Genomic DNA, 16,072 nt, shown 5'->3' on the forward strand with positions numbered 1-16,072 from the left:
CTCGGGCGGCTCAGGCCATCGTCGGCAACGTCACCCGGATGATCTCGCCCGCGGCGTCCCGGTCGACCCGGACCCGTTGGCCGAGCCGGAGCAGTCGAAGCCCGGAGGCGTCGAAGGCGTGGGCCGGGAAGGCCAGCTCGGTGCCGTCGTCGAGGAGCAGCACCCCGTTGCGGTTCGACGCGTCGAAGGTGGCCACCGTGCCCTGCATGCCAGCACCGTACACCGGGGGCCGGGTCAGCCCGGCGTGGCGGCCGCGGGGCGGGCGCCGGTGAGCGCGGCGGTGCGCGGTCCGAGGCCGAGCCGGGCCGCCGTGGCCAGGTCCTCGGCGGTGTCCACGTCCCGGCGCAGGGTCGGCCAGTCGCCGCCGAGCGGCAGCGCCCCGCTCGCCGCGTGCGCGGCCGCCGAGGCCACCCCGAACCGGGGGTCCAGCGGCACGCCCGCCGGCGCGGTGAGCAGCACCGTGCCGCTGCCCGGGGCGTCGGCCACGAACCGGCGTACCCCCGGCGGACCGGCGGAGGCGGCCCGCAGCGCCGCCGCCAGCTCGGCCGGGCGCAGGGCCGGTAGGTCGGCGGTGAGGCCGGCCACCCGGGCATGCCGGCCGGCGGCCGCGGCGCCGTGCCGGAACGCGGCGTTCAGCCCGGCGTCCGGGGCGTCCGGCACGACCCGGGCGCCGGTCCGGCCCAGCTCCGCCGCCGCCCGCGCGTCGTCGGTCACCACCAGGACCTCGGCCACCGCGGCGCAGGCCAGCACCGCGCGGACCGTGTCGGCCACCAGGGCCAGCGCCAGCTCCTCATGGGGTACGGCCGGCAGCGCGCCCCGCAGGCGGCTCTTCGCCGCGGGGAGGCGCTTCACCGGAACCACCACGCTCCACGTCGGCTCAGGCACGTGACAATCCTGCCAGTCGGACGGCGGTACCCTCACTGGCCGGGCCCGGGGCGAGCAGGCATGATTTCGTCGCGGGGGCGCGGGCGCGGGTGCGCGGGTCGGGGCACTACGAGGAGGCAGGGTGGCACGGCGGAGGCTGGGATTCTGGCGACGGTTCGCCGTGGCGCTGGTCAAGCCGGTGCTGACCGTCTGGACCCGGCGCACCTGGCGCGGGGCGGAGCACCTGGCCCGCGAGGGCGGCATCATCATCGTGCCCAACCACATCTCGCACGCCGACCCGCTGGTCTCCGCGCATTTCATCCACGACGCGGGGCGCTGGCCGCAGTACCTGGGCAAGGCCAGCGTTTTCCGGGTGCCGGTGATCGGCTGGATCCTGCACCGGTGCAAGCAGATCCCGGTCGAGCGCGGCACGATGGACGCGGCCAGGTCGCTGGACAAGCTGGTCGCCGCGGTGCGCGAGGGTGGCGCGGTGGTGATCTACCCGGAGGGGACGACCACCCGGGAGCCGGAGCTGTGGCCGATGAAGGGCAAGACCGGCGCCGCCCGGCTGGCGCTGGCCACGGGCGCGCCGGTGATCCCGCTGGCGATGTGGGGCCCGGAGAAGATCTTCGACCCGCGGACCAACCGGCTGAGCCTGCGGCCCCGGATCCCGGTCACCGTGGTCGCCGGCCCGCCGATCGACCTCAGCCGGTGGGCCGGAGCCACGCCGACCCGGGCGATCCTTGAGGAGATGACCGACACCATCATGCTGCGGGTGCGCGACCTGGTCGCCGAGATCCGGGGCGGCACGCCACCGCCGCTCTGGGAACGACCGGCCCGTTCGCGCGTCGAGCCGCGGCAGCAGGACGGTGTGGCATGAGCGGACACGTGGCGGTGCTGGGCGCCGGGTCGTGGGGGACCGCGTTCGCCAAGATCCTCGCCGACGCGGGCCGGGACGTGACGATCTGGGCCCGCCGGGAGTCGGTGGCCGAGGCGATCCGCTCAACCCGGCGCAACCCGGACTATCTGCCCGAACTGCGGCTGCCCGAGCGGGTCACTGCGACCGGTGACGCCGCCAAGGCCATCTCCGGCGCCGAGTTGGTCGTCCTCTCGGTGCCCTCGCAGACGCTGCGGGGAAACCTCGCCGAGTGGGCGGTGCACCTCGCCCCGGACGCCACCCTGGTCTCCCTGATGAAGGGGATCGAGCTGGGCACCACCAGGCGGATGAGCGAGGTGATCGTGGAGGCCGCCCGGGTCACCCCGGACCGCGTGGTGGTGGTCTCCGGGCCCAACCTGGCCCCCGAGATCGCCGCCGAGCAGCCGGCCGCGACCGTGGTCGCCGGCACCGACAGCCGCCGCACCGCCCTGGTGCAGTCGTCCATCCGGACGTCGTACCTCCGGCCGTACACCAACGACGACGTGATCGGCTGCGAGCTGGGCGGGGCGGTCAAGAACGTGATCGCCCTCGCGTACGGGATCGCCACCGCGATGGGCTTCGGCGACAACACCCGGGCGATGCTGATGACCCGGGGACTGGCCGAGACCGCCCGGCTGGGCGTGGCGCTCGGCGCGGACCCGATCACCTTCGCGGGCCTGGCCGGCATGGGCGACCTGGTCGCCTCCTGCTCCTCGCCGCTCGCCCGCAACCGCACCTTCGGCGAGCACCTGGGCCGGGGCGCCACGTTGGAGCAGGCCCAGCGGGCGACCCGGCAGACCGCCGAGGGGGTCAAGAGCGCCCTCGCCGTCCGCGACCTGGCCCGGGCCCACGGCGTGGAGATGCCGATCACCGAGCAGGTCGAGCGGATCTGCCACGAGGGGATGAACCCGCGGCTCGCCGTGGACGCGCTGATGAGCCGGACCGCCAAGCCCGAGTCGTACGAGTGAGGCCGGGATGACCGAGCGGAACGGCTGGTCCGACGGCACCCGGTGCGCGCACGCCGGGCTGCCGGCGCCGGCGCCCGGGGAGCCGTTCCTGCCCGGTCCGGTCTTCGCCGCGCCGTACCACCTCGATCCGTGGCAGGGGCCGTCGGCGACGCCGAACGGGTACGGGCGGCCGGACAACCCCACCCGCCGGCTGCTGGAGGCGGCCATCGGCGAGCTGGAGGGCGGCGAGTGCCGCGTCTTCGCCAGCGGCCAGGCGGCCATCACCGGGCTGCTGCTGGCGCTGCTGCGCCCCGGCGACACCGTGCTGCTCCCGGCCGACGGGTACTTCCCGGTGCGCGCTTTCGCCACGGCCACCCTGGAGGGCATCGGGGTGCGGGTACGGTTCGTGCCGACCGCCGGGCCGTACCCGTCGTTCGAGGGCGTCCGGCTGCTGATGCTGGAGACCCCGGCGAACCCGGGCCTGGACGTGGCCGACGTGCCGGAGCTGGCCGCCCGGGCGCACGCCGCCGGCGCCCTCGTCGCGGTCGACAACACCACCGCAACCCCGCTCGGACAGCGCCCGCTCGACCTGGGCGCCGACGTCGTGGTCGCCTCCGGCACCAAGGCGCTGACCGGCCACTCGGACCTGCTGCTCGGCTACGTGGCCACCCGCTCGGCCGAACTGCTCGACCCGGTGACCGCGTGGCGGACCACCACCGGGGCCGTCCCGGGCGCCTTCGACGCCTGGCTGGCCCACCGGTCCCTGGCCACCATGGACCTGCGGCTGGCCCGGCAGTCCGCCAACGCGGAGGCGGTGGCCCGGCTGCTCTCCGGGCGCGCCGACGTGACCGGCCTGCGCTGGCCCGGACTGCCCGACGACCCGGCGTACCCGGTTGCCTCGGTCCAGATGCGACGGATGCCGGGGGTGCTCTCCTTCGACCTCGGCGACGCGGACCGGGTCGCCCGGTTCCTCGACGCGGCCCGGCTGGTCGCCGCCGCCACCTCGTTCGGCGGGCTGCACACCAGCGCCGACCGGCGGGCCCAGTGGGGCGACGACACCCCGCCCGGCTTCGTGCGGCTCTCCTGCGGCATCGAGGACCCCGCCGATCTGGTGGCCGACATCGCCGCCGCGCTGGACGCCAGCCTTCCCGGTGGTCGGGTCGCGAATCCGGGCGGCGCGACGAGGGCCGGCTGAGCTATCGTGACCCCGGCCCGTACGGGCAGCCACGGCCCGCGCGGGCCCCGACCGGAGGAGGTGAGTCCGATCCATCAGACAGGACCGGCGCTCCCCTCCGAGTCCGCGTCGCCCCGCCGATAGGCGACGCCGGGAGTGCCGAAGAGCATTCCCGGAGGCTTCCCATGGCACCGTCCCCCCTCTCTCCCGACCGTCCCGCCCTGGTCACCCGTCTGCGCGCCGCCGGCTGCGTCTACGCCGAGGACGAGGCGGAACTGCTGATCGACGCCGCCGACTCGCCCGAGGCGCTGGCCGACCTGGTCGACCGCCGGGTCGCCGGCCTGCCGCTGGAGCACCTGCTCGGCTGGGCCGAGTTCTGCGGCCTGCGGGTGGCCCTCGATCCGGGCGTCTTCGTGCCCCGCGGTCGTACCGCCCTGCTGGTCTCCGCCGCCGCGGCGGTGGCCGGTCCCGCGCCCGCCGTGCTGGATCTGTGCTGCGGGTCGGGCGCCGCCGCGCTGGTGCTGGCCCGGCGGCTCGCGCCCCGCTGGCTGGCCGCCACCGACCTCGACCCGGCCGCGGTGGCCTGCGCCCGGCGCAACCTCGCCCCACTCGGCGTGCCGGTGTTCGAGGGTGACCTGTTCGAGCCGCTCCCCACGCGCTGGCGGGGACGGCTCGACCTGGTGGTCGCGAACGCCCCGTACGTGCCGGCCGGGGCGGTGGCGCTGATGCCACCGGAGGCGCGGCTGCACGAGGCGCCGATGGCGCTCGACGGCGGTGCGGACGGGCTGGCCGTGCTGCGCCGGGTGGCGGCCGGCGCGGCGGAATGGCTCGCCCCGGGCGGTCACCTGGCGGTGGAGATCAGCGTCGGGCAGGCCGACGCGCTCTGCGCGGTGCTGGCCGGGCGCGGTCTGGAGCCGGCGGTGGTGCACGACCACGACCTGGACGCCACTGCCGTCACCGCCCGCCGCCCGGTCTGAGTGACCGCACCGGCGCTGCGCCCTGCCCCGCCCACCGCACGCCGGCTTCGGCCTATGGCGGCGGGGCAGTGGTCGCCGATTCGCTCGCAGGGCATATGCCGCCCGCGGGTGGCTCGCTGGGCGAGCACCGCCTTGCAGAGCTCGCCGGTGCCACCTCCGGCACCCGCGACACCGGCCGCGGAGTCCGGTGCGCACCGGCAGCCGGGGTGGCGGGCGGAGGTTCGAGGCATGGCGGGACGCTGACGGTGGAACTAGCCTCGGATCAATCGGTCGGCGGGAGGCGGTGCGGTGGGTAGCGCGGGTGTGCCGGTGGTGGTGGGCCTCGACAACGGAGGGAACAGCAACAACGCGACCGTCCTGACCGTCGACGGGCGGTTTCTGGTGGACGGGCTGGTGGAGATCCCGAGCGAGGTCCAGGCCGGCCCGGAGGCGGCGATCGAGGCGCTGGCCCGGGCGCTGGACGGCGTCCTCGCGTTGACCGGCGTCGCCCGCGAGCTGGTCCGCGCCGTCGGACTGGACACCCCGGGCCCGGCCAGCGCCACCGGCGTCATCTCATCCCGGGGCTCGACCAACTTCTCCCAGCCGGCCTGGCGGGGGTACGACGTGCGCGGCGCGCTGGAGCGCCGGCTCGGCCTGCCCGTGATCTACCACAACGACGGCAACGCGGCCGCCCTCTACGCCCACCACGTCCACTTCGGAGCGGACGCGATGAGCCGCTCCTCGGTGGCCGCGATCGTCGGCACCGGCCTCGGCGGCGGGGTGGTCGAGGGCGGCCGGGTGGTAACCGGCGCCGCCGGCATGGCGGGGGAGTTCGGGCACGTGCACATCCCGCTGGACGGGCTGCTGGCGCCCGGCCAGCCGGTGCCCAGCTGCGCCTGCGGCTTCGCCGGGGACGCGGAGAGCGTCGCCTCGCTGACCGCCATCGAGCGGAACCTGCTGCCGTACTTTCTGGCCCGGCACCCGGGACACCCGCTCGCGGCCGAGGAGCCGGGCCGGGCGGCGAAGCTGGTCCGCGGGTACGGCGAGCGCGGCGACCCGCTGGCCCGGGAGGTCTTCGCCCAGCAGGCGATGGCGTTGGGGCGGCTCTTCACGATCGCGGCCAACTTCACCGACCCGGACGCGTACTTCGTCGGCGGAGGGGTGGTGGAGGCGGCGCCGGAGTTCCGGGACTGGTTCCTCGCCACGGTCCGCGCGCACACCGTGCTCCGCGCCGAGCAGGCCGCCGTCGCCACCTTCGCTCTGGTGCCGGACCGGGACATGGCCGGGTCACGCGGGGTGGCCATCGCGGCGCTGGAGGCGCTGCGTGCCGCGCCGACCCCGCCGGCGGTCGTCGCTGGCTGAACCGGCAGCCGCGGCCGTCCCCGTCGGGCTCAGAGCAGCTTGCGTCGCTTCAGGTACGCCACCAGGTCGTCGTACACGCCGCCCTCGTTGGCGAACATGGCGACGTTGCGGGCGGTGGACAGCCATGGCCGGGTGGACGGCCGGACCTCCTTCAGCGCCCGTTCCAGGTCCCGCTGCTCGATCATCCGCACCTCGCCGGTGCGTACCGAGTCGGCCATCGCGAACTCGGCAGCGGTCTCGCAGAGGTGGGCCAGGTCGGCGCCGGAGAAGTCCTCGGTCGAGGCGACCACCTTGCGCAGGTCGATGTTGGCGATCGGCCGCTGCCGCAGGTGGTACTCCAGGATCGCCGCGCGGGCCTCGGCGTCCGGCGGCAGCACCAGCACCACCCGGTCCAGCCGGCCCGGTCGGCGCAGTGCCGGGTCCACGTCCCAGGGGGTGTTCGTCGCGGCCAGCACGAAGACCCCCTCGTTGCTGCCCTCCATGCCGTCAAGTTCGGCCAGCAGCTGGTTGCCGAGCGTCCGCATCGAGCTCGATCCGACCTGCGAGCGCTTGTGGCCGAGGGCGTCGATCTCGTCGAGGAAGAGCACACACGGCGCGTTGCGCCGGGCCGCCTCGAACAGCTCGTGCAGGTTCCGCTCCGAGTTGCCCATCCACATGTCGAGCACGTCGACGATGGACAGCGAGAGGAACTTGGCGCCCATCTCGCCGGCGACGGCCCGGGCCAGGAAGGTCTTGCCGCAGCCGGGCGGGCCGTAGAGCATCAGCCCGCCGCGCAGGCTCTTGCCGTACATCCGGCGCAGCTCGGGGTTGCGCAGCGGGCCGAGGAAGGCCAGCTCCAGGCGTTCCTTCACGGCCGCCATGCCACCCACGTCGGACAGCCGTACCGTGGCGGACTCGACGTCGTACACCCGGTCCGCCTCGCCGACGACCGGCTCCGGCTCGTCGCCGGCCCGGGCGAAGCGCGGCGGCACGATGTCCGCAAGCTCGTGCTCGTACGCGGCCAGCGGATCGTCCCCGGGCGGCGTGGGCCCGGCGGGCGCCGCCCGCGGCGCCGGCGGCCGGGCCGAGGACGCCGGATCGGCCACGGACGCCCCGAGCGCCCGCTGCATCAGGGCCTGAGCCTGGTCGTTGCCCGGATCGCGGGCGAGCGCCTGCCCGATCTGGGCGATCGCCTCCGCGCCCCGGTCGGCGTCCAGCAGCAGCCCGGCCAGGTGCAGGCGCAGCGGCAGGTCGTCCGGGCGGGCGTCGAGGGCGGCCAGCAGACTGTCGATGAGGGGATCGGCGCTCATAGGACGAGCAGCGTAGTGCCGGCGCCGGCCGATCCGCTCACCCGCGCCGCGCGCGGGGATCGGTTGCAGTTACTCCCCGTATACGACTCGTTGACCGGTTGCGCTGTCCCGGCTCGTGTCCCCGGGTATCGGCATCGAGTTCTCGCCACGCACAGTAAGGTCAACCGGGTGAGCGCCACGGGCGAGCACGGCCAGCCGCAGTCGCGAACGAAGAGGTGACCGGAGTGAGCACCCCAGGCAAGACCCGTGTGGCGATCGTCTTCGGCGGCCGCAGCCCCGAGCATGGCATCTCCTGCGTCAGCGCCGGCAGTGTGCTGGGCGCCCTCGATCCGGACGAGTTCGAGGTGGTGCCGGTCGGCATCACCCGGCAGGGGCAGTGGGTGCTGGCCAGCGGCGACCCGGGCCAGCTCTCGATCCAGGACCGCAAGCTGCCGGAGATCACCTCCGGCTCCGGCGCCGAGCTGGTGCTCCGCGCCGACCCGACCGCGAGCGGCCTGATGGTGCTCGACCCGGCGGAGGGCCCCCGGGCGCTGGCCGACGTGGACGTGGTCTTCCCGGTGCTGCACGGCGCGTACGGCGAGGACGGCACGATCCAGGGGATGCTGGAGATGGCCGACATCCCGTACGTCGGGGCGAACGTCTTCGCCTCCGCCGCCGCGATGGACAAGGAGTTCACCAAGAAGCTCTGCGCCGCCGAGGGCATCCCGGTCGGGCCGTACGTGGTGCTGCGCAACGGGATGACGCTGAGCGAGGAGGACAAGGCGCGGCTGGGCCTGCCGGTCTTCGTCAAGCCGTCCCGGGCCGGCTCGTCCTTCGGCATCACCAAGGTCGACGACTGGTCGCAACTCGACGCGGCGGTCGCCACCGCCCGCGAGATCGACACCAAGGTGCTGGTGGAGGGCGCGATCGTCGGCCGGGAGATCGAGTGCGGCGTGCTGGAGGGCGAGGCCGGCGGCGCGCCCGAGGCCTCCGTGCTCGCCGAGGTGCGGGTGATCTCCGGGCACGACTGGTACGACTTCGAGGCCAAATACATCGACGACGCCTGCGAGTACGACATCCCGGCCAACCTGCCCGAGCGGGTCACCCGGCAGGTGCAGGAGTACGCCACCCGGGCCTTCACCGCGCTGGACTGCTCCGGCCTGGCCCGGGTCGACTTCTTCGTCACCCCGGAGCTGGACGTCTACCTCAATGAGATCAACACGATGCCGGGCTTCACCCCGACCTCGATGTTCCCCCGGATGTGGGCGGCCAGTGGCCTGGAGTACCCGAAGCTGGTCAACCGCCTCATCCGCACCGCCCTGCGCCGCGCCGGCCGCTGACGCGTCCGGCCCGGGCACCGGCCGCCCGAGATCCGCGCAGATTCCCGGAAAGAGTGGCCTCCCGAGCGGGAATGGCCACTCTTTCCGGGAAAGCGCCCCGTCACGGGACGGCAAGACGCTGGGTCAGCCGGCGCAGCCGGCGGGGGCGGACTTCGCCGACGGGACCGAGGCGACGATCGCGTCGGAGATCGGGGTGACCCACTGCAGCGGCTGCTCGTACGCCCGCGGCACCCGCACCCGCACCGGGGTCTCCCGGTCGACCGCGGTCAGCACGGTCGCGTCGGCCTCCTCGACCGCGTGCCAGCAGACCTTGTTGACCGTCCAGACGTCGTCCGTGGGCTGGACGATCGGCGGGGTGCCGCCGCAGGCGACGGTCAACGCCGGGTCCCCGTACGCGGCGTTCTGCTCGTGTCCCGCGGTGACCGGCCGCTGCTGCAGCTCGCGCACGCTCGGCGGCAGCTGCGACAGCAGGGCCCGGCAGACCGTGGCGGGCCGCTCGGCCAGCGTCGGCGCGGCCATCTCCACCGGGGCGGTGGACTGCGGCCGGGCCGCGCTCGCCGACGCGCTCGGGGCGGCGGCCGGCTCGTCCGGGGAGAGCTTGGCGAAGGTGAACCCGGCCACCGCCACTGTCACCGGCAGCGCGATCAGCGTCGCCCAGAGCGCGGCGCTGCGGGTGGACCGGTCCCGGCGCGGGGTCGTCGCCTCGTCGGCCGGGGTCGGCTCGGCCGCGGCGGGAGCGGGGGTTGACGTGATCTTGTCCACTTACAGGCGCACCACCGAACACGTGAGGGTGCGGGTGATGCCGGGCACCATCTGCACCTTGCTGACGATCAGTTTGCCGAGCTCGTCGACCGTGTTCGCCTCGGTGAGAACGACCACGTCGTACGGCCCGGTGACGGCGTCGACCCGTACCACGCCGGAAAGGTCCGAGATCTGATCGGCCACGTCACGCGCCTTGCCGACCTCGGTCTGGATGAGGATGTACGCCTGTACCACGACTCGACCTCCGTCCGTCGCCGCCCTGGGCGGCCCGAAGGGTGAAACTACCTTACGGAGCGGCTCCGACCGCTATCGGTGGTCGGGCGAAGACGGTGAGCGAGCGCACCCGGCGCCTCCGGACGGTGGAGGTGGGCGGGCGTCGTGGAGGAGCGGGCGTGAGCGAGCGCGGCGAGGGGACGGGATGACGGTCGCGGGTGTCGGGGAGTTCGGGTTGATCGACCGGGTGACCGCCCGGCTGACGCACGGGGAGAGCTGCCTGCTCGGTCCCGGTGACGACGCCGCCGTGGTCGCGGCGCCGGACCGGCGGGTCGTCGCCTCGACGGACGTGCTGGTCGAGGGGCGGCACTTCCGGCGGGACTGGTCCAGTGCGCGGGACGTCGGGCACCGGGCGGCGGCGGCCAACCTCGCCGACATCGCGGCAATGGGGGCCACCCCGACCGCCCTGCTGGTCGCCCTCTGCATCCCGGCGGACCTGGAGACGATCTGGGCGGAGGAACTCGCCGACGGCCTCGGCGCGGAGGCGGCGAAGGTCGGCGCGAGCGTGGTCGGCGGGGACATGTCCGCCAGCCCCACCCTGACCATCGCGGTCACCGCCCTCGGCGATCTGGCCGAGCGGCCGCCGGTGGTCCGCTCCGGCGCCCGGCCGGGGGACGTGGTCGCCCTGGCCGGCCGGACCGGCTGGGCGGCGGCGGGGTACACCGTCCTCTCCCGTGGCTTCCGCACGCCCCGGCTGCTGGTCGAGGCGTTCCGGCGGCCCGAGGTGCCCTACCCGGCGGGCCCGCACGCCGCCCGGCTCGGCGCCACCGCCATGATCGACGTCTCTGACGGGCTGCTGGCCGACCTGGGCCACGTGGCGAAGGCCAGCGGGGTCGCCATCGACGTGCACCGGGACTCCTTCGAGGTGCCCCGGCAGATGCGGGACGCCGCGCAGGCGCTCGGCGTCGACCCGTACTCCTGGATCCTCACCGGTGGCGACGACCACGCCCTGGCCGCGACCTTCCCCCGGTCGGTGGCGCTGCCCGAGGAATGGCGGCCGGTCGGCCGGGTGGTGGAGGGCGCCGGCGTGACCGTGGACGGCGCGGCGTACGAGGGTCGCACCGGCTGGGACCACTTCCGCTGACCGGTGGCGAGTGACGTACGACCAAGGCGCGTGGCCGGCCCGGGATCGGGGCCGGCGCCGGTCGTACCCTTCATGGGTGGGTGAGATCGAGATCCGGGTGCAGCGCTTCGACGCGCCGGAGTCGCAGGCGCTGATCCGGGCGGCCCTGGCCGATCTCGGCCAGCGGTACGGCGGCAGCGGCGACGACACGCCGGTCGACGCGTCGGAGTTCGTGCCACCCGCCGGCGCCTTCCTGGTGGCCTACCTCGGCGGGGAGCCGGTGGGCTGCGGCGGCTGGCGTAGTCACGGCGAGGACGGCGACACGGCCGAGCTGAAGCGGATGTACACCGCTCCGGTCGCCCGGGGTCGGGGCGTGGCCCGCTCGGTGCTGGTCGCGATCGAGCGGTCGGCCCGGGAGCAGGGCCGCAAGCGGGTCATCCTGGAGTGCGGCGACAAGCAGCCCGAGGCGATCGCCATGTACACCTCGGCGGGCTACGAGCGGATCCCGAACTTCGGCTTCTACCAGGACGCCCCCGGCTGCCTCTCCTTCGGCCGCACCCTCTGAGGCATTTCCGCGCGTCGGCCGGCGGGCGTCCCGCCGGCCGACGCGGCATCGATCATGACCCGGTTGCCCTGTCCGCGGACACGACAGAGCCGGCGGACCGCTCGGGTCCGCCGGCACTGACGAGATACTGGGTCGGGCGTTACCGCGTCAGGCGCGGGTGACCTTGCCGGCCTTGATGCACGAGGTGCAGACCTGCATCTTCTTGGTGGTGCCGCCACCGGCCGGGGTACGCACCGACTGGATGTTCGGGTTCCAGCGGCGGTTGGTCCGCCGGTGCGAGTGGGACACGTTGTGGCCGAAGCCCGGCCCCTTGCCACAGACGTCGCACACGCTAGCCACGGGATACTCCTGGGATTGAAACGTTCATGAGGTCGCCGCCAGGCGCTGCCCGGGCAACCTGGCCAGGTTACCCGATGAGCCGCCGGTCCGCCCAACGGGCCCGCTCGACCGCGGTGGCGGCAGCCCCAGCTTACCCGTGCGGGCCGTCGCGCGACCGGGGGTCCGGGGCGGCGGACACGCCGGTGAGGGCCGTCCGACGCGGGCGGGTGTCGGTTCCCGCCAGTAGGCTTCCCGACGTGCTGGACACCCTCGACGCCGCCGCGGTGCGCCGCTGGTGCGCGAACGGGCTGGCCGCCCTCCAGCGGCACCAGGGCGAGATCGACGATCTCAACGTCTACCCGGTCCCGGACGGGGACACGGGGACCAACCTGGTGCTCACCCTCACCTCGGCGCAGCAGGCCCTGGCGATGGACCTGGACACCCTCCCCGAGGACGGGCACACCCCGCACGGGCACGCGCTGCGGCTGATGGCCCGGGGGGCGCTGCTCGGCGCCCGGGGCAACTCCGGGGTGATCCTGTCGCAGATCCTGCGCGGCCTCGCCGACGCACTCGCCGCCGCCCCGGCGGTCCGCGGTCGTCAGCTCACCGCCGCGCTCCGGGACGCGGCCACCGCCGCGTACGCCGCGGTCGCCCGGCCCGTCGAGGGCACCCTGCTCAGCGTGGTCGCCGCCGCCGCCCGCGCCGCCGAGCAGGCGGACAGCGACGACCTGCGGACGGTCGCCAGGGCGGCGGCCACCGGGGCGACGCGCGCCCTCGCGCGTACCCCGGAGCAGCTGCCGGCGCTGGCCCGGGCGGGCGTCGTGGACGCCGGCGGGCGCGGGCTCTGCCTGCTGCTGGACGCGCTGGTCGAGGTGATCACCGGGGAGAGCCTGCAGCAGCCGGCGCCCGCGTCGCGCGCGGTCCGCCCGCCGGCCACCGCCGTGCGGGAGACCGGCTCGGCGGAGTACGCGTACGAGGTGCAGTTCCTGCTCGACGCCGGCGCGGAGGCGGTGGGCCGGCTGCGGGCCGAGCTGGACGCGCTGGGCGACTCGCTGGTGATCGTCGGCGACGGCGGTGGCGGCACCTGGAACGTTCACGTGCACGTCAACGACGTCGGCGCGGCGATCGAGGCGGGAGTGGTCGCCGGCCGCCCGCACCGGATCTCGGTGACCCGCTTCGCCGACCAGGTGGCGCCGGCCCCAGCCCCGCCGACGCTGCTGCCGGACGGCCGGGCGGCCGTGGTGGTGGCGACCGGAGCCGGCATCGCCGAGCTCTTCGCCGCCGAGGGCGCCACGGTGGTGCCCGCCAACCCTTCCACCGGTGAGCTGCTCGACGCCATCCGGGCCACCGGCGCGGCCCGGGTGGTGGTGCTGCCCAACGACCCCAACACCCAGGCGGTGGCGAGCGCGGCCGCCAAGGAGGCGCACGGGCTGGGCGTCAAGGTCAGCGTGGTGCCCACCCGGTCGCCGGTGCAGGCGTTGGCCGCCCTCGCCGTCCGCGACCCGGCCCGGCGGTTCGAGGACGACGTCATCGCCATGGCCGAGGCGGCCGGCGCCTGCCGGTACGCGGAGGTCTCCCACGCCAGCCGGGAGGCGCTCACCGTCGCCGGGCCGTGTCGCCCGGGCGACGTGCTGGCGCTGGTCGAGGGGGAGGTGCATCTGATCGGCGCCGACCTGCTCGAGACCTGCGTCGCCGTGGTCGACCGGATGCTCGGCGGCGGCGGCGAGCTGGTCACCCTGCTCTGCGGGGCGGACGCCCCGCCGGGGCTGGCCGACCGGGTGCGCGAGCACGTCGAGCGGGCCTGGCCGTTCGTCGAGGTCCAGGCGTACGAGGGCGGGCAGCCGAACTATCCGCTCGTGGTTGGGGTCGAATGATGACGTCGCAGTCCGCCACCATGGAGACGCCGCTGAAGAAGCTGGTCGGGGAGAAGACCGCCAAGGCCCTGGCGAGTCACCTCGACCTGCACACCGCCGGCGACCTGATCTACCACTTCCCCCGTCGGTACGACGAGCGGGGCGAGCACACCGACATCCGCTCGCTGGACGTGGGCGAGCAGGTCACCGTGCTGGCCCAGGTGCAGCGCACCGCGGTCCGGCCGATGCGGCAGCGGCGGGGCAATCTGCTCGAGGTGACCGTTGGCGACGGCTCCGGCGGTGTGCTCACCCTCACCTTCTTCGGCAACCAGGCCTGGCGGGAGCGGGAGCTGCGCCCCGGGCGGTGGGGGCTGTTCGCCGGCAAGGTCACCGAGTTCCGGGGCAAGCGGCAGCTCAACGGCCCGGAGTACGTGCTGCTCGGCGAGGGCGGGGACGGCGAGGCGGCGGCCAACGAGGAGGTCGAGGAGTTCGCCGGCGCGCTGATCCCGGTCTACCCGGCCGCCGCCGCGGTGCCGACCTGGGTGATCGCCCGTTGCGTCCGGGTCGTGCTGGACACCTTGACCCCGCCGCAGGACCCGCTGCCGGCGACCGTCCGGGCCAGCCGCAACCTGGTCGGCCTCGACACCGCGCTGCGCGAGATCCACCGACCGTCCAGCAAGGAGGAGCTGTACCGGGCCCGGCGGCGGCTCAAGTGGGACGAGGCGTTCGCGGTGCAGCTCACCCTGGTGGAGCGCAAGCACCGCGCCGCCGACTGGCCCGCCCGTCCCCGCCCGGGGCGCTCGGGCGGGCTGCTCGACGCCTTCGATGCCCGCCTGCCGTACGAGCTGACGCCCGGCCAGCGGGCCGTCGGCGCGGAGATCGCCACCGACCTGGCCACCGCGCATCCGATGCACCGGCTGCTCCAGGGCGAGGTCGGCTCGGGCAAGACCGTGGTCGCACTGCGGGCCATGCTGCAGGTGGTTGACGCCGGTGGCCAGGCGGCCCTGCTCGCCCCGACCGAGGTGCTCGCCGCCCAGCACTACCGGGGCATGCTCGACCTGCTCGGTTCGCTGGGCCGGGCCGGCGAGCTGGCCGCCGCCGACGAGGCCACCCGGGTCGAGCTGGTGACCGGTTCGCTCGGCGCGGCAGCGCGGCGGCGGGCCCTCGCCGAGGTGGCCGAGGGGCGGGCCGGGATCGTGCTCGGCACCCACGCCCTGCTCTACGAGGGGGTCGACTTCGCCGATCTGGGCCTGGTGGTGGTCGACGAGCAGCACCGCTTCGGCGTGGAGCAGCGCGACGCGTTGCGGGCCAAGGCCGACCAGCCGCCGCACGTGCTGGTGATGACCGCCACCCCGATCCCGCGCACGGTGGCGATGACCGTCTACGGCGACCTGGAGATCTCCACCCTGTCCCAGCTCCCGCAGGGCCGTTCGCCGATCGCCTCGCACGTGGTGCCGGCCGCCGAGAAACCGGCGTTCCTGGACCGCGCCTGGCGCCGGCTGCGCGAGGAGGTGGCCGCCGGCCACCAGGCGTACGTGGTCTGCCCACGGATCGGTGACGGGCCGGCGTCGGACGAGGAGGCGCCGCCGGCGGACGAGTCGGCGCGGCGACCGCCGCTGGCGGTGACCGAGGTCGCCCCGCTGCTCGCCGACGGACCGCTGCACGGGCTGCGGATCGGGGTGCTGCACGGCCGGCTGCCCGCGGACGAGAAGGACGCGGTGATGCGCTCCTTCGCCGCCGGCGACCTGGACGTGTTGGTGGCCACCACGGTGGTCGAGGTGGGCGTGGACGTGCCGAACGCCACCGTCATGATCGTGCTCGACGCCGACCGGTTCGGCGTGTCCCAGCTGCACCAGCTGCGCGGCCGGGTCGGGCGGGGCGCCGCCGCAGGGCTCTGCCTGCTGGTGACCGAGGCGGCGGAGGGCTCGTCGGCCCGGGAGCGGCTGGAGGCGGTCGCCTCCACCACCGACGGCTTCAAGCTGGCCGAGCTGGACCTGGAGCAGCGCCGGGAGGGGGACGTGCTCGGCGCCACCCAGTCCGGGCGCCGGTCCCACCTGCGGCTGCTCTCACTGCTGCGCGACGCCGACCTGATCCGGGACGCCCGGGCCGAGGCGATCGCGCTGGTCGAGGAGGACCCGGAGCTGACCCGGCACCCGGCGCTGGCGGCCTCGGTGGCCGCCCTGGTCGACGAGGAACGCGCCGAATACCTGGAGAAGGGCTGACCGGGCTTGCGTGATCGACTCGCGGTGCGGCACCTCGCGCTGTCCCACTGCCGGGATGCCCCGATGTTTCGCACCCTGAGTCGATCACCCGGTGCCACATCCCGGCCCCGGGTGGGTTCTTACGGAAGGGGAGCCCCACGCACCGAGGGCGCGCCGACCGGGTGGTCGGTGCGCCCTCGGATCAGCTCA

The 16,072-nt window shown here is 75.0% G+C and carries 16 protein-coding genes; 10 read left to right on the forward strand and 6 right to left on the reverse strand.

All coding sequences use genetic code 11. The annotated features are described in order from the left end of the window. Nucleotides 1–10 precede the first annotated feature (10 nt). The gene (locus tag GA0070624_RS11095; protein WP_091339886.1) at nt 11–208 is read right to left on the reverse strand and encodes a cold-shock protein; all 198 of its coding nucleotides are present in this window, start codon (nt 206–208) and stop codon (nt 11–13) included. A 26-nt stretch (nt 209–234) separates the two neighbouring features. After that, complete coding sequence (gene cofC / locus GA0070624_RS11100) at nt 235–885, reverse strand: 2-phospho-L-lactate guanylyltransferase (RefSeq protein ID WP_176731664.1); 651 nt, start codon at nt 883–885, stop codon at nt 235–237. A gap of 121 nt (nt 886–1,006) precedes the next feature. Here cofC and GA0070624_RS11105 point away from each other — a divergent pair, with 121 nt between their 5' ends. The 5 genes from GA0070624_RS11105 to GA0070624_RS11125 all read left to right on the forward strand — a co-directional run bounded on the left by GA0070624_RS11105 (nt 1,007) and on the right by GA0070624_RS11125 (nt 6,219). Next, nucleotides 1,007–1,744: a lysophospholipid acyltransferase family protein gene (locus tag GA0070624_RS11105; RefSeq protein WP_091339891.1), complete on the forward strand. Its 738-nt coding sequence runs from the start codon at nt 1,007–1,009 to the stop codon at nt 1,742–1,744. After that, entirely contained in the window at nt 1,741–2,748 is a 1,008-nt protein-coding gene (locus GA0070624_RS11110) for an NAD(P)H-dependent glycerol-3-phosphate dehydrogenase (protein WP_091339894.1), read from the forward strand. The genes GA0070624_RS11105 and GA0070624_RS11110 overlap by 4 nt, the downstream gene beginning before the upstream one ends. Nucleotides 2,749–2,755: 7 nt before the next feature. Further along, nucleotides 2,756–3,922 (forward strand): cystathionine gamma-lyase, encoded by a 1,167-nt coding sequence (locus GA0070624_RS11115; RefSeq protein WP_091339897.1) that lies wholly within the window; start codon nt 2,756–2,758, stop codon nt 3,920–3,922. Between the two features lie 164 nt (nt 3,923–4,086). Then, complete coding sequence (locus GA0070624_RS11120; RefSeq protein WP_091339898.1) at nt 4,087–4,878, forward strand: putative protein N(5)-glutamine methyltransferase; 792 nt, start codon at nt 4,087–4,089, stop codon at nt 4,876–4,878. Between the two features lie 288 nt (nt 4,879–5,166). Further along, a complete protein-coding gene (locus GA0070624_RS11125) occupies nt 5,167–6,219 on the forward strand; it encodes an ROK family protein (protein WP_091339901.1) in 1,053 nt (350 codons plus the stop codon). Nucleotides 6,220–6,248: 29 nt separating this feature from the next. Here the strand turns inward: GA0070624_RS11125 and GA0070624_RS11130 are convergent, their stop codons facing one another. Then, complete coding sequence (locus GA0070624_RS11130; RefSeq protein WP_091339904.1) at nt 6,249–7,508, reverse strand: ATP-binding protein; 1,260 nt, start codon at nt 7,506–7,508, stop codon at nt 6,249–6,251. 224 nt (nt 7,509–7,732) lie between these two features. On the opposite strand from GA0070624_RS11130, the gene GA0070624_RS11135 reads away from it, so the two are divergent. Beyond that, entirely contained in the window at nt 7,733–8,827 is a 1,095-nt protein-coding gene (locus tag GA0070624_RS11135; protein WP_091339907.1) for a D-alanine--D-alanine ligase family protein, read from the forward strand. A 123-nt stretch (nt 8,828–8,950) separates the two neighbouring features. Here GA0070624_RS11135 and GA0070624_RS11140 read toward each other — a convergent pair whose 3' ends face one another. Together GA0070624_RS11140 and GA0070624_RS11145 are read right to left on the reverse strand one after the other, a co-directional pair. After that, a complete protein-coding gene (locus GA0070624_RS11140; RefSeq protein ID WP_176731665.1) occupies nt 8,951–9,589 on the reverse strand; it encodes a DUF3515 family protein in 639 nt (212 codons plus the stop codon). Further along, complete coding sequence (locus GA0070624_RS11145) at nt 9,590–9,823, reverse strand: Lrp/AsnC ligand binding domain-containing protein (protein WP_091339910.1); 234 nt, start codon at nt 9,821–9,823, stop codon at nt 9,590–9,592. It abuts the gene before it with no gap. Between the two features lie 184 nt (nt 9,824–10,007). On the opposite strand from GA0070624_RS11145, the gene GA0070624_RS11150 reads away from it, so the two are divergent. After that, nucleotides 10,008–10,946: a thiamine-phosphate kinase gene (locus tag GA0070624_RS11150; protein WP_091339912.1), complete on the forward strand. Its 939-nt coding sequence runs from the start codon at nt 10,008–10,010 to the stop codon at nt 10,944–10,946. Nucleotides 10,947–11,022: 76 nt separating this feature from the next. Next, nucleotides 11,023–11,490, forward strand: a complete 468-nt coding sequence (locus GA0070624_RS11155) for a GNAT family N-acetyltransferase (RefSeq protein ID WP_091339915.1) — start codon at nt 11,023–11,025, stop codon at nt 11,488–11,490. A 147-nt stretch (nt 11,491–11,637) separates the two neighbouring features. Here GA0070624_RS11155 and rpmB read toward each other — a convergent pair whose 3' ends face one another. Continuing rightward, entirely contained in the window at nt 11,638–11,829 is a 192-nt protein-coding gene (gene rpmB, locus GA0070624_RS11160; RefSeq protein WP_073832489.1) for a 50S ribosomal protein L28, read from the reverse strand. A 236-nt stretch (nt 11,830–12,065) separates the two neighbouring features. Between rpmB and GA0070624_RS11165 the strand changes: the two genes are divergently transcribed. Beyond that, nucleotides 12,066–13,682 (forward strand): DAK2 domain-containing protein, encoded by a 1,617-nt coding sequence (locus GA0070624_RS11165; RefSeq protein WP_091339918.1) that lies wholly within the window; start codon nt 12,066–12,068, stop codon nt 13,680–13,682. Further along, nucleotides 13,682–15,883: an ATP-dependent DNA helicase RecG gene (recG, locus tag GA0070624_RS11170; RefSeq protein ID WP_091339921.1), complete on the forward strand. Its 2,202-nt coding sequence runs from the start codon at nt 13,682–13,684 to the stop codon at nt 15,881–15,883. The genes GA0070624_RS11165 and recG overlap by 1 nt, the downstream gene beginning before the upstream one ends. Nucleotides 15,884–16,072: the final 189 nt, after the last annotated feature.

Origin of the sequence: Micromonospora rhizosphaerae (genome assembly GCF_900091465.1) — a bacterium.
GTDB classification, from domain to species: Bacteria; Actinomycetota; Actinomycetes; order Mycobacteriales; family Micromonosporaceae; genus Micromonospora; species Micromonospora rhizosphaerae.